General features: G+C 28.5%; 12 protein-coding genes. 11 read left to right on the plus strand and 1 reads right to left on the minus strand.

Going from position 1 to position 14,286, the window contains the following annotated elements:
- Positions 1 to 136: 136 nt before the first annotated feature.
- Positions 137 to 781, plus strand: coding sequence for a phosphatase PAP2 family protein (locus G594_RS18300; RefSeq protein WP_051195899.1), 645 nt, complete (start codon positions 137 to 139; stop codon positions 779 to 781).
- Between the two features lie 62 nt (positions 782 to 843).
- Here G594_RS18300 and G594_RS0103905 read toward each other — a convergent pair whose 3' ends face one another.
- Positions 844 to 1,092 carry a hypothetical protein gene (locus G594_RS0103905; RefSeq protein ID WP_027097367.1) on the minus strand — a complete coding sequence of 83 codons (249 nt, stop codon included), beginning with the start codon at positions 1,090 to 1,092 and terminating at the stop codon, positions 844 to 846.
- A gap of 96 nt (positions 1,093 to 1,188) precedes the next feature.
- On the opposite strand from G594_RS0103905, the gene G594_RS0103910 reads away from it, so the two are divergent.
- The 10 genes from G594_RS0103910 to G594_RS0103955 all read left to right on the plus strand — a co-directional run bounded on the left by G594_RS0103910 (position 1,189) and on the right by G594_RS0103955 (position 14,248).
- Positions 1,189 to 1,863 (plus strand): Crp/Fnr family transcriptional regulator, encoded by a 675-nt coding sequence (locus G594_RS0103910; protein ID WP_207734586.1) that lies wholly within the window; start codon positions 1,189 to 1,191, stop codon positions 1,861 to 1,863.
- Between the two features lie 94 nt (positions 1,864 to 1,957).
- Complete coding sequence (gene hcp, locus G594_RS0103915; RefSeq protein ID WP_027097369.1) at positions 1,958 to 3,865, plus strand: hydroxylamine reductase; 1,908 nt, start codon at positions 1,958 to 1,960, stop codon at positions 3,863 to 3,865.
- A 140-nt stretch (positions 3,866 to 4,005) separates the two neighbouring features.
- Complete coding sequence (locus G594_RS18305; protein WP_034865876.1) at positions 4,006 to 5,832, plus strand: S8 family peptidase; 1,827 nt, start codon at positions 4,006 to 4,008, stop codon at positions 5,830 to 5,832.
- Positions 5,829 to 7,589 carry a S8 family peptidase gene (locus tag G594_RS0103925; RefSeq protein WP_027097370.1) on the plus strand — a complete coding sequence of 587 codons (1,761 nt, stop codon included), beginning with the start codon at positions 5,829 to 5,831 and terminating at the stop codon, positions 7,587 to 7,589. Before G594_RS18305 ends, G594_RS0103925 begins: the two co-directional genes overlap by 4 nt.
- A 92-nt stretch (positions 7,590 to 7,681) precedes the next feature.
- A complete protein-coding gene (locus tag G594_RS0103930; RefSeq protein ID WP_027097371.1) occupies positions 7,682 to 8,833 on the plus strand; it encodes a sensor histidine kinase in 1,152 nt (383 codons plus the stop codon).
- A 3-nt stretch (positions 8,834 to 8,836) separates the two neighbouring features.
- The gene (locus tag G594_RS0103935; protein ID WP_027097372.1) at positions 8,837 to 9,478 is read left to right on the plus strand and encodes a response regulator transcription factor; all 642 of its coding nucleotides are present in this window, start codon (positions 8,837 to 8,839) and stop codon (positions 9,476 to 9,478) included.
- A gap of 85 nt (positions 9,479 to 9,563) precedes the next feature.
- Positions 9,564 to 10,499 (plus strand): ABC transporter ATP-binding protein, encoded by a 936-nt coding sequence (locus G594_RS0103940; RefSeq protein ID WP_027097373.1) that lies wholly within the window; start codon positions 9,564 to 9,566, stop codon positions 10,497 to 10,499.
- Between the two features lie 12 nt (positions 10,500 to 10,511).
- Entirely contained in the window at positions 10,512 to 11,606 is a 1,095-nt protein-coding gene (locus G594_RS0103945; protein ID WP_027097374.1) for an ABC transporter permease, read from the plus strand.
- Positions 11,597 to 12,664 (plus strand): ABC transporter permease, encoded by a 1,068-nt coding sequence (locus G594_RS0103950; RefSeq protein WP_027097375.1) that lies wholly within the window; start codon positions 11,597 to 11,599, stop codon positions 12,662 to 12,664. The genes G594_RS0103945 and G594_RS0103950 overlap by 10 nt, the downstream gene beginning before the upstream one ends.
- 138 nt (positions 12,665 to 12,802) lie before the next feature.
- Entirely contained in the window at positions 12,803 to 14,248 is a 1,446-nt protein-coding gene (locus G594_RS0103955) for a DEAD/DEAH box helicase (protein WP_027097376.1), read from the plus strand.
- Positions 14,249 to 14,286: the final 38 nt, after the last annotated feature.

Consider the following 14,286-nt stretch of genomic DNA (forward strand, 5'->3'; position numbering starts at 1 on the left):
ATTAATTAAATTTTATCAGATATACATAACTAAAGAAATATTAATATAAAATTAAGAAAACAAATTAAGGAGTAGTGATATAATTATTAAGGGTAAAGGTTTTAATTATTATGTCTTCTGAGGGGGCGAATAGTATATGGTCAAGGATATAGCAAAAAGATTTATAAAAGATAGAAAAGCTATATTTTTAGTAATATCATATTTACTTACTATAATAGGTTATGAGCTTGTAAATGGATTAAATATACAAAGTGTATCATTAGCAACGACGTTGGATAGTAAAATACCTCTTATTAAGTATTTTGTAATTCCATACTATATGTGGTATGCACTTGTTTTATTCTCATTCATATATATTTATACAAAAAATAATGAGGAATTTTATAAGTTTGCTAAGTGTATAGTGTTGACTATGTTGTCAGCTTTAATAATATTTATATTTTTTCAAACTAGTGTAAGTCGTCCAATTATTGTTGGGGATGATATGTTTTCAAATATGATAAGAAATATATATGCAAATGATAGACCGGTGAATTGTTGTCCAAGCCTTCATGTAGCCTTGGCATTAATTTGCAGTATATGGGTTTGTAGAGTTTCAGAAAATAGGATTTTAAAATCAACAGTAATTGTTGTAGGCTATTTAATTATTTTATCTACACTATTTATTAAACAACATGTAATTATGGATGTTATAGTTGCATTTATTCAAGTGTTTGTTCTAAGAAATATAGTAGATAGAAATCCACATGTTGAATATGAGGAAACTGTAGAAATAAGATAAATAAAAAGATGAGGTAACTTCCTCATCTTTTTTATGCATAGGATATTAAATTTATGATTTTTTTAATAGTTAATACCAGCTGGCTTAACATTATTTTTGTCGTTTTGTCCACATGGTGTAACACCATATGTCATGTTACAATTTACACATTTATCTACTAAGGTTTTCATTGTAAATGTACTACCACATGAGCAGTCTATTTTATAAAGATATCTTAAAGGGAAATTTTCTTTACCCTTACTTCTTACTAAATCAACGATGGCTTTTCCATCATCACCATTATTAGCTTTTGTTAAACATCCACAACCCATTTCAAATTCCTCCTTTGTTTTATATAATGATATTATAAAGGAAAAACTTGAAATTGTCTTTATTAAAAAAGAATAATTATTTGTAGGAGTGATATATTGAATATAGATTTACTTGAGAAGAATGAATTTTTTATTGGACTAAAATCAGAAGAAATAGGGAAAATATTAGAATCTGTTAAATATTCCTTTGAAGAATATAAAAGAGGCAGTGTAATTGCAAATGAGGAAGAAGAGTGTAGTTGCATAGGATTAATTTTAGATGGAGTTATAGAAATACAAAGAATTTATCCAAGTGGTAACAGTATAATTGTAAAGAGATTAAGGTGTGGTGATGTCTTTGGAGAAGCTTTAGTTTTTTCAAAAGAGAGTACATATCCAGCTACGATTATGTCCACAACAGATAGTAAAATTTTATTTGTTAATAAGAATGAAATATTAAGGTTATGTGTAAGAGAAGAAAGAATACTAGAGAACTTTGTATCATTACTAAGTGATAAAGTTTTTATGTTAAATAATAAAGTAAAAAGTTTAGCATTTAAAAGTGTAAGAGAAAAAGTGATAAATTTTATATTGGAATTACAAAAAAATCAGCAAAGTGAGCTTATTAAATTAAAGAGCAGTAAAGAGGATATAGCATCATATTTAGGAATTCCAAGACCATCACTTTCAAGAGAATTAATAAAATTAAGAGAAGATAAATTAATAGAATTTGATAGAGCATCAATAAATATATTGAATTTAGAGGCATTAGAAGAGGAGCTTTTTAAATAAAAAAATGAGTTTGTAACGTTTGTTACAGACTCATTTTTTATTTAAATGTATTATTAACTCAGATAATAAATACATAAGTAAAGGAGATAAGAATATGAATCAAAATATGTTCTGTATGCAATGTCAAGAAACTGCTCAAAATAAAGGATGTACAAAAGTTGGTGTATGTGGTAAAAGTGCTGATTTAGCCAATATGCAAGATTTATTAATATATGTAACAAAAGGTTTGTCAGAAGTTACAACAAGATTACGTAAAGAAGGGAAAGAAGTATCTAAGGATATAAATCATTATGTAACTTTAAATTTATTTACAACAATTACAAATGCAAATTTTGATGATGAAGTATTTTATGAAAGAGTAAAAGAAACACTTTTAAAGAAAAATGAATTGTTAGAAAAGCTTTCAAATAAAGAAGGATTATCTGAAGCAGCAACTTGGGATTTAAAAGAAAATGAAAATAATGGCTTTTTAAATACACTTAAAAATATAGTTTTAGTGAACAATGATGGTAAAGAAGTAAATGCAATGTTAAAGGAAAAAGCAGAATCTGAAGAAGTTGGTGTGTTAGCAACTAAGGATGAAGATATTCGTTCGTTAAGAGAATTAATAACTTACGGATTAAAAGGATTATCTGCTTATTCTAAGCATGCAAATGCATTAGGATATGATAATGAAGAAATAGATGCATTTATGCAAGAAACATTATCAAAATTATTAGATGATTCCTTAACAGTAGATGAATTAGTAGCATTAACATTAGAAACAGGTAAAGTGGGAGTAGATGGAATGGCATTACTTGATAAGGCCAACACATCTACCTATGGTAATCCTGAAATTACAAAAGTAAATATAGGTGTTGGTAAAAATCCTGGTATATTAGTATCCGGTCACGATTTAGCAGATATTGAACAGTTATTAATTCAAACAGAAGGCACAGGAGTAGATGTATATACTCACTCCGAAATGTTACCAGCACATTATTATCCACAATTAAAGAAATACTCTCATTTAGTAGGTAACTATGGTAATGCTTGGTGGAAACAAAAAGAAGAGTTTGAATCATTTAACGGACCAATCTTAATGACAACAAACTGTATTGTTCCTCCAAAGGAATCTTATAAAGATAGAATGTTTACAACAGGTGCAGCAGGTTTTGCAGGATGTAAGCACATCGAAGGTGAATCTGGATCTAAGAAAGATTTCTCTGAAATAATAGAATTAGCAAAAACATGTGCAGCTCCAACTGAAATTGAAACAGGTGAAATCATAGGTGGATTTGCTCATGAACAAGTATTTGCACTTGCTGATACTGTAGTAGAAGCAGTAAAATCAGGAGCAATCAAGAAATTTGTAGTTATGGCTGGTTGTGACGGTAGAGCTTCTAAGAGAAACTACTATACTGATTTTGCAAAAGCACTTCCAATGGACACAGTTATTTTAACTGCAGGTTGTGCAAAATATAAATATAATAAATTAAACTTAGGAGATATTGGTGGTATTCCAAGAGTATTAGATGCTGGTCAATGTAATGACTCTTATTCATTAGCATTAATTGCTCTTAAGTTGAAAGAAGTATTTGAACTAGCTGATATCAATGAACTACCAATTGTTTACAACATAGCTTGGTATGAGCAAAAAGCTGTAATTGTATTACTATCATTATTATATCTTGGAGTAAAAGAAATTCACTTAGGGCCAACATTACCTGCATTCCTTTCTCCAAATGTAGCAAATGTGTTAGTTGAGAATTTTGGAATTGGTGGAATTTCAACAGTAGAGGAAGATATGAATATGTTCTTCCCTGAAAGTGTAGAAATTGCTGAAATTACAAAAGATACAATAATTGCTGATATATTGAAAATAAATCCAAATGCAGAAAGTATATTAATGTCTGCAGGAATGCATTGTCTTGGATGTCCAGCTTCTCAAGGAGAAACATTACAAGAGGCTTGTATGGTTCATGGATTAGATATAGAAGAGTTATTAAAAAAGTTAAAATAATATAGTTTCATTAAAGAGTTGTTACAAAAACTAGTATTAGTTTTGTAGTAACTCTTTATTTTATTGTAGAATAATAAGAGTTTTTAATTAATATAATTTGAATAGTTATATATGATGAACAGAATGCAAAGTAAAGGGGGATGAATATAAGAGTTAATTATTATAATCCATACTTAGATGAAAATACTGAGGGGTACTTAGTAGAATATAGAGGAGCATTTAAAGAACAAATAGATAAAGTGGATTATGCATATGGTAATACAATTACGGATACTTTAGCTGTAGTTTCTGTAAATGAGGAAAATATAGAAAGATTAAAGGTAGATGTACCAGCTATTATTTATATAGAAGTAAGAAGTGCCTATGTATTGCAGGATATTTCACCAGAATCAATTGATGAAATAAGTTCAATTAAAGTGAATCCTTATTTAAATTTAGATGGAACTGGAGTTTTAGTTGGAATTATAGACTCAGGTATTGATTATTTAAATCCAGAATTTATTAGGGAGGATGGTACCTCTAGAATAGAAGTTATATGGGATCAGACAATTCAAGTTGAAAATTCAAATTATTATGTGGGAAGAGAATTTTCCAATAATGATATAAATCAAGCTATTCAAAAAAGTAAAAGTGGAGAAAACCCATATGATATAGTTCCAAGTAGAGATGAAAATGGACATGGAACTAAGATGGCCGGAATAATTGGCGCAAGGGGATATAAGAGCGAGATAAGGGGGATTGCTAATAATTGCAATTATGCAGTAGTAAAATTAGTACCCTCTCCTAATTTCCAAAAACGATTAAGAGAGAATGGAGTCCCTGTAGTTCCAGTTTACAATTCCGGTGAGGTATTGGCTGGAATTGAGTTCTTAAATACATACGCTCAAAAAATAAAGAAACCAATAATAATTTTTATAGGAGTTGGGACTACTATAGGAGCCCATAATGCTAATAATATTATATCTAGGTACTTAACAAATATATCAGATAGAAGAGGTATAGTAATTGTAGCAGGAACAGGAAATGAAGGATCTAGTGATGGGCATTATTCAGATACAATTAAATATATAGGAGAAGAAAATAAAATAGAATTAAGTATAGCAAAAGAAATGAAGTATTTTACTGTGCTTGTTTGGGTGTCAAGACCTAACAAAATGGCTATCAATGTTATATCGCCATCTGGTGAAGAATCTAAATATATAAATTCTCAAGTTAATAAAGAGAAAATAGTAAGGTATATACTTATAAATACATCACTTAGAGTTAATTACTATGATCCTGATATATATACTGGAAATCAGGTTATAATGCTTAGATTTGATAATATAAAAAAAGGAATATGGAGTATTAAATTAAGAGGAGATTATGTTTTAAATGGTACATTTCATATTTGGCTATATCCAAGTAAGCTATTACCAAAAGGGACAAAGTTTTTAAAACCCAATCCATATAACACCTTAACAATTCCATCTACAGCTGTAAATGTGGTGACTGTAGCTTATTATAATAGTAATAATGATACCTTAGTGTCGGAATCAGGAAGAGGATATAATGTTGATGGGATAATTAATCCTGATATAACTACAGGAGGAGTTAATATATTAGCTACAACACCAGGAGATAATATACAAGCAGTAAGTGGTAGTTCTGTTGCTACAGCAGTTGTTGCAGGTGTATGTGCATTGATACTTCAATGGGGGATAGTAAATAAAAATGATCTTCAAATGTTCTCATCTAAAGTAAGAAGTTACTTGATTTATGGAGCCAATAGAAAGAGTAATGAGAATTATCCTAATAGAGAAACTGGTTTTGGATATTTAAATATAAAAAATACATTTGAGTTTATTGGTGGAGTATATAGGTTAGAGCGTGGTTGTAAGTATAATAACAATAGACAACAGATCATTGTGGTAATGGATAAGGGGATATACGACACTTTTGAAAAGAGAGGAGATTTGTTTAATTGAAAAAATCTGATTATATTCCAGAATTTATTTATACAAGCAGTGATTATAATAAATATCTAATTCAATATGAAGGTGATATTGAATTAGATTTAAAAGGTGTTCCAGGATTGTACGTAAGTAAAATTAATGATAAATATGCTATTCTTACAGTTATAAATGTTGAGATGGGACTTAGCAATGAATTTAGATATATTAAAAATTTAATTATTAGAAATAATAGAGATTTCGATAGTATATCGTTTTTTAAAATTCTTGAGCCATATACATTGCAAGAAATTACTCCATTAGAAGCAACAGATTTTGAATATATTCAAGGCAGTGACTCTATTAACTTAAAAGGAGAAGGGGTTATTGTTGGTATTATTGATACAGGAATAGATTATCTAAATAATATTTTTATGGATGAAACAGGAAAAACTAGAATTGAGTTTATTTGGGATCAAGGAGTAAATACAAAAGGGAATGAAAATAATAATATCCCTTATGGGACTATATATACATCGAATGATATTAATAAAGCTATTAATGCATATAGAAATGGTGAAAATCCATATGATATAGTTCCAAGCAGAGACGAAGTTGGACATGGAACTCATATGGCATCATTAGTTGGAGGAATGGATTATAATAAAAATCAAGTATATGGAATAGCTTCAAAGTGTAGGTATGGGATAATAAAATTAAATGAAGATATGGCTTTAAAAAAAAGATTCAACATTAAAGTACCAGTTTATAATTTAGCTACAATATTTCCAGCTTTAGAATATTTAAAGGATTATACTCTGGCTAATTCTAAGCCCATGGTTATTTTATTACCTATTGAAAGTAATTCTGGTAACCATAAAGGAAATTCTATATTAGACAAATATATAAAAACTATAGCTAGTAATGTTGGAATAGTAATAGTTACTGGAACAGGAAATGAGGGAGATGCAGGAGGTCATTCTCTATCAGTTATTGAGAATGTAGGAGATAGTGAAGTTATTGAGCTTAATATATCAGAGGAAGATAAAAATATAATATTAGATATATGGGTTAATGTTCCGGATGTAGTTGATGTAAATGTAATATCACCTTCTGGAGAAGAGTCAGGTGTTTTAAGTACTTCTGGAAGTATAGAATTTGCTGAAGAAATTTCATTTGTGTTAGAGGAAACTCATATTTTTTATACAGAATTTGTTCCGGAAGTTTTTACTGGAGATCAGTTGATAAGAATAGCTATGCATAATATCAGACCTGGGATATGGAAAGTCAGAACTACATTAGAAAAGGGGAAAAATTCTACTATAAATGCATGGATTCCTCAAAGGGCTTTAATAAATCCAAAAACAAGATTTTTAAATAGTGATATATATGGAACTATAACAATACCGGGAGATTCTACTGAAACTATTACTGCTGCTGGTTATGATCAAGATAATTTTAATATATTAGGTTATTCTGGTGTTGCATTTAGAGATGACTTTGTTGATAGAATTGATATAGCTGCAGGTAGTAAGAATGCAGTAGCAATAGGGTTAAATAATAAAATAAATATTATAAATGGAACAAGTGTTGCAGCAGCTATGGCTGCTGGCACATGTGCTTTATTGATGGAGTGGGGAATAGTTAGAAGAAATTATCCATATATGTCTACTCAAAGTATAAAAACTTTTATTGCTAGGGGAACACAAAAAAGAAAAGGGGATATATACCCTAATGCACAATGGGGATATGGAATTCTAAATTTATATGATATATTTAGTAATATAAATTAATAAGAAGAAGCTATATTTTGTAGCTTCTTCTTTTCTTATTTTATAAAACTATAGTATTATATAGGTAAAACATATATAGTATGGAGAATTTTATGAATAAGAGTAAAGAGTTATTAAGTGTAAGATATATAGTATTTATATTTTTAATTTATCAATTGTTTTGTGAAAGTGGAAATGCCAGCTTATTTAGCTTGATTTTTATTTTACTAATTATTATCAATAATAATCTTAGGGTATTTTTTATTGAAAATGAAAAAATAAAAATTATATCCATAGCACTAGAGTTTATACTAATTCCTATTGCTCAATTGAATTTTGGGGGATGGATACTTTTTTACTTAATAGGTGCAATAATTGATGTATTTACATTAAAAAATATTTACATTAAGAGGGGATTTATTATAGTCTCTGCACTAATAGGAATTACAGAAAAATTTAATCAATCCTTTGAAAGTGGTATGGTTAATTTATTTATTTTAGGAGTGTTTATTATACTTCTAAATTATATTGAACGTCTTTATTCAACAAAACTAGAAGCACAAAAGCTTTATGACAAATTAAGAGTTTCAGAAGAAAAATTGATAGAAGCTAACAATGAATTGGAAGGATATGTACAGTCTATAGAAGAAATAACCTTGCTAAAAGAAAGAAATAGAATATCTAGAGAAATACATGATAGTGTAGGACATGCATTGTCTACAGCTATGATACAATTATCTGCTATGGAGGCTATGGGGAAAAAAGAGAAAAGTAGTCTTGGGAAAATGGCAGGAAATTTGAGAGAATTTATAAATGAAAGTTTTCAAGATGTAAAGAAGGCTGTTAAAGAATTAAAACCAGATGAATATGATAACTATCAAGGAGTCTTAAGAATACAAGAAGTTTGTAAAAACTTTAAGAAGATGTCAGGTGTAGATGTTAAGGTTATAGTTTCTAAAGGGGAGTGGAATCTATCTACTAAGCAAGTAAGTAACTTATACAGAATAACACAAGAAGTTTTATCTAATGCATTAAGGCATGGGAAGGCTACTGTAGTAAATATAATTATGAATTTTACTGAAGATGATTTTGTAATATCGTTTAAAGATAATGGCGAAGGAACTGATAAAATTCAAGAAAGTGGAGTTGGATTAAAGAGTATAAGAGAAAGAGTTAATGAAATGAATGGATTAGTAGATATTAAATCATCCATAGGTAATGGATTCTTTGTAAAAATTACAATTCCTAAGGAAAAGGAGATATAGGGGATGGAAAAAATAAAACTTTTAATAGTAGATGATGAAAAGTTAATTAGAGATGGACTTAAGATAATGCTTTCTACTTTTGAGGATATTGAAGTTGTAGATACTTGTGAAAATGGGTTTAAGGCATTAGAAATATGTAAATACAAAGAGATTGATATAGTACTTATGGATATAAGAATGAAAGATTGCGATGGAGTAATGGGGACAAGACTTATTAAGGATCAATTTAATAAGATAAAAGTTATCATACTTACAACATTTAAAGATAAGGAATATATAGATGAAGCTCTTAAATATGGTGCTTTTGGATATATGTTAAAAGATAGTTCTTATGATGTTATTTATGAAGGGGTAAAGACTGCTTATAAAGGGAATATGGTAGTTCATCCAGATGTGGCATCCCAAATGATATTAAAATCTTCAATAATAAAGAATAAGGATATAGAAAGATATAGACTTTCTGAAAAGGAAATAAATATTATTGAAGGAATAGCAAGGGGATTAAGCAATAAAGAAATAGCAGAGGAATTATTTTTATCAGAAGGAACAATAAAAAATAATATAACTAGTATACTATCAAAATTAGAGTTAAGAGATAGAACTCAAATTGCTATATTCGCATTTAAAAATGGAATAATGACTTAAGTCATATAAATAGTGACTTTTATATATAGATAAAACCTCCTAGATTTTCTATTATAGTATTAGGAAATTTAAGGAGGTATTTTTTATGGGAATAATAGAAATTAAAAATATAACTAAGAGATTTAATGATAAATTAGTTTTAGATAATGTTAGCTTTAAGGTTAATGAAGGAGAAATATTTGGATTTATAGGGCCTAATGGAGCTGGTAAATCTACTTTAATTAATATAATGACAACCCTTTTGGTGCCAGATAGTGGGAAAATTAAGATTTGTGGGTATGACATAGTAAAAGAAAGCCTTAAAGCTAAAGCTAATATAGGATATGTACCTCAAGATATAGCTCTATTAGAAGAATTAAGTGCTTATGACAATTTAGAGTTTTTTGGGGCTTTATATGGATTAAAAGGAAAACTTCTAAAGGAAAGAATTAAAGAAGCTTTAGAGGTAACAGGACTTGAAGATAAGAGGAAGCAAAAAGTTAAGAAATTTTCTGGAGGAATGAAGAGAAGATTAAATATAGCTACAGCTATAATGCATCATCCTAAGGTTTTAATTATGGATGAACCAACTGTTGGGGTAGACCCGCAGTCTAGAAATCATATATTTACTTTTACTAAAAAGATATGTAAAGAGTGGGGAACAACAGTTATATATACCTCTCATTACATGGAGGAAGTTGAAGAACTGTGTGAAAGAGTATTTATTATTGACTTAGGGAAGGAAATAGCTTATGGGAATAAGGAAGATATAAAAAGTTCAGTTTTTCCTAATAACAAGGTAATAATTAATGCTTCAAATATTAGTGGTGAAGCCTTACTTAAATTAGAAAATGTAGAAGGAGTATTAAAAGTTCTTGATAATGAAAATTTAATAACATTAACTATAAATAGTAATTTTAAACTTGGAAATGCTCTAAATATCTTAGAAAAAGAAAATGTAGTCATCAAAAAAATAAGTTATGAAGAAGCTAAATTAGAAGATGTATTCCTTACATTAACAGGAAAAAATCTAAGAGACTAAGGGGGAGTGGCAATGAGAATATTATATTATGTAAAAACAACCTTAAAGGGGATGTTCGCCAATGGTTTAGTTACAATTGCCTACTTTGTTTTGTTACCTGTAATACTTGCAGGAGTTATGGGATTTATGAAAAGTAGTACCCATAATAATCCATTAAAATTAAAAAAGGTTATAGTGAGTGTTATGGATGAAGATAAAACAAATATGTCTCAAAGTTTAATAGATTTTTTAAAGAGTGAAGAGATACAGGAACTAATTACTATAAGTGATGAAGATAGTAATTGTGATTTAATCATTAAAGAAGGATATGAAAAAAACTTAACATCATTAACTAAAGGAAATATTGTAATAAAGAAAAATAATAATGAAAGGAATACAGCAATTGAAACATTAAAAGTTATATTAGATAAATATCATAAGAGTATGTATGTTGGAATTAGTGGGGGATCTCAGGAAGAATTAGAAAGATTAAAGGATAATAAAGCTGTAAAAAATGTAATAATTGATGTGGAAGAAAACATTTCTCCATATAAAATGATGTCTTCATCAATGATAGGTTTTGTGGTAACAATGCTTATATATGGATTAATTGAAGGAAGTTATTCAAAGCAATCAGTAAATTTGTCTAATAAGATTAGATCAGCTCCTACAAGTAGACTAGGTTTATTAATAAGTGATTTAGTTACTAACTTTATATATTGTTTTATAATTATGAGTGTTTATGTATTATTTTTTAGAGTTACTAGGGTTAATTTTACAGGAAATATATTTTCTTTAACATTAATTTTAGGAGTAAGTTCTTTATTTATGTCAACTATTAGCATGATGGTTTTAAGTTTATTTGGTCCTAAATATGGAAAAATTGTAGGGGTAATAATGTTTTTAATTCCAATAGCAAGTATGGAAATGTTCTCAGGAGTAGAAAGTATACTATCATCACTTTCTGTTACACATTTAATTATAAAAGTAGTTAATTGGTTTACTCTATATGGAACATTAAAAGGAGTAAATAGTTCTATATTAATTTTATTTGGGTTATCAGTAATTTTCTTTATAGTATCAATTATAAAAGAAAGTATGGTTAAGGAGGTAAGAAGATGCGTTTAATAAGAGTTATTTTTATTAATATGAAACGACATATAAAAAACCCTTTAATGTGGGCTATTTCTTTTTTACTTCCTATGATTGTATTAGTTGGTATGGCTAAGGCTCCAGATGATATGAGTGGTGGCCATATTGGAGTAATATGCAACGATAATTCTGCATACTCTCAAGAATTAGTAAATGAGCTAGAGAGTAAATATACAATTAAAGAATATGAAGGAACTCCAGAGGATAATTATAGTGAATTAAGAAAAAATAATGTGGGAGCTATATATGTTATAGAAAATGGTTTTGGAGAGATTCTAAAGTCTGGTAGAACACCAGAAGTAAAAGTATATAAAACAGAAGAGGAAATAGGATCTGTAATCGGAGATGAAATTATAGAAAATTATATAAATAACAAGCTTGAAGAAGAAGTTAAAGAGGGATTAAGCACTAATTATATAGAAACAATTATAGAAGATGATATAGTGGAAGATGATTCTCAATTTATTATGACTTTAATGATGATATGCTACTTTATGATGATTGGTGGGTCCGTAATAACGGAAGATATAATAAAATTAAGAAATCAGAAAGTATTAAAAAGAACTATATCTACAGCTAATAAGGATTATGAAATTCTAGGAGGAATATTCTTATCAATATTCTTTTTACAGGCTATTTTAAGTACAATTGCATTTCTTATTACTTCTAAAATAGTAGGTTTACATTCATATAATATAATATCAACAATTTTAGTAATTGTATTATGTAGTTTAATATCTACTACCATTGTAGTATGTGTAACAAGATGGCTTAAGAATCCAATCATTACAAGTTTAGCTACAGTAATCTTTGGGCTACTTTGTTTTGGAATTTCTATGGTTAGTATGAATTTAGATAGTTTTGAAAATGTACCTAAGATTATTGAAAAGTTAAGTATTATATCACCATTTACTTGGATGATAAAAATAGCACAAAACAATCAATATATAGTACCTTCTATAGTGATTATATTTATGTCTTTAGTATTCTTTACAGCAGGAAGCTTTAGATTAAGGGATTATGCAAGGGAGTAATTTCTTTCCTTAAGTATAGAGGAGTGGATATTTGTCTTTCTGTTATGGAACAAGCCAAATAAATATCTACTCCTCTTTTTATAGAAATAATTATGTTTTTAGGTTAGACTAATACTATAAAATCAAAGGAGAAAAAACATGATTAATGCATTTGAAAAATTTAAGTTGAGTAAAGAATTAATTAAGGCATTAGATGCCTTAGAATATAAAGAACCCACTGGAGTTCAAGAAAAGGTAATACCAGAGGTATTGTTTAATAAAGATTTAATTGTAAAATCTCAAACTGGTACTGGTAAAACAGGAGCCTTTGTAATTCCTTTATGTGAAAGAGTAAAATGGGAAGAAAATGATCCGCAAGTTCTAATACTTTCACCTACCAGAGAATTAGCCATACAAATAGGTGAGGATGTTAAAAATATAGGAAGATATAAGAGACTAAAGGGAGTAAGCGTATATGGAAAAGCTCCATTTAAAGATCAAGCACAAGAATTAAAAGGAAAAACTCATATAGTAATAGGTACTCCAGGAAGAGTTTTAGATCATATTGATAGGGGAACATTTAATACATCTAATATAAAATATTTAGTTATTGATGAGGCAGATGAGATGCTTAATATGGGATTTATTAGGCAAGTAGAAGGTATTATAAGAAGAATTCCTAAAAAAAGAGTAACTATGCTTTTCTCTGCAACAATACCTGAAGAGATACGAGAATTATGCTCAAAACATTTAAAAAGACCAGTTAATATTGAGGTTGAAAGTAGCGGATTGGTAGTTGATAGAATTGAAAATATTTTATTTAGAGTAAATGGAGAGGAAAAGTTAAAATACTTAAGAATGTTACTTGCAAAGGAAAAGCCAGAAACAGCAGTTATATTCTGTAGAACTAAAGAAAATGTAGATGTAGAATATGATTATCTAAAAAGCTTAGGATATTCTGTTGATAAAATTCATGGCGGAATGCTACAGAAGGATAGAATATCCACTATGGAAAAATTCAAAAAGGGTGATTTTAGAATTTTAGTTGCTACAGATATTGCCGCAAGGGGAATAGATGTAGAAGGTATAACTCATGTAATAAATATTGATGTACCATTAGAGAAGGAAGCTTATGTACATAGAATAGGAAGAACTGCAAGAGCAGGTAAAAGTGGTAAGGCTATAACATTTGTAACTCCATATGAAGATAGATTCTTAAATGATATAGAAGAATATATAGGATTTAAGATTCCAGAAAAGAGTTTAGAGGAAATATTCTTAGATGAGAAACTTTTAGAATCTGAAGAAAGTGTACTAAAGAAGAAGGCTAAGAAGAAGGAAAGTAAGAGTAAAAATATAAATAAGGAAATTACTAAGCTATACTTTAATGGTGGTAAGAAGAAAAAAATTAGAGCTGTAGACTTTGTAGGGACAATATCAAACATTGAAGGAGTAAGCTCAGATGATATAGGTATAATTGAAATTGGGGATATGGGATCTTATGTAGAAATACTTAATGGAAAAGGTAAACTAGTTTTAGAGGAGCTTAAGGATAGTACTATTAAAGGGAAAAAGCTTAAGGTGGAAATAGCTAAAAAGAGATAATAAGGTAACAAGGTACTAGGTAAGAAGGTAAAAAGATA

The sequence above is a fragment of the Clostridium paraputrificum AGR2156 genome (assembly GCF_000424025.1).
GTDB lineage: Bacteria > Bacillota > Clostridia > Clostridiales > Clostridiaceae > Clostridium > Clostridium paraputrificum.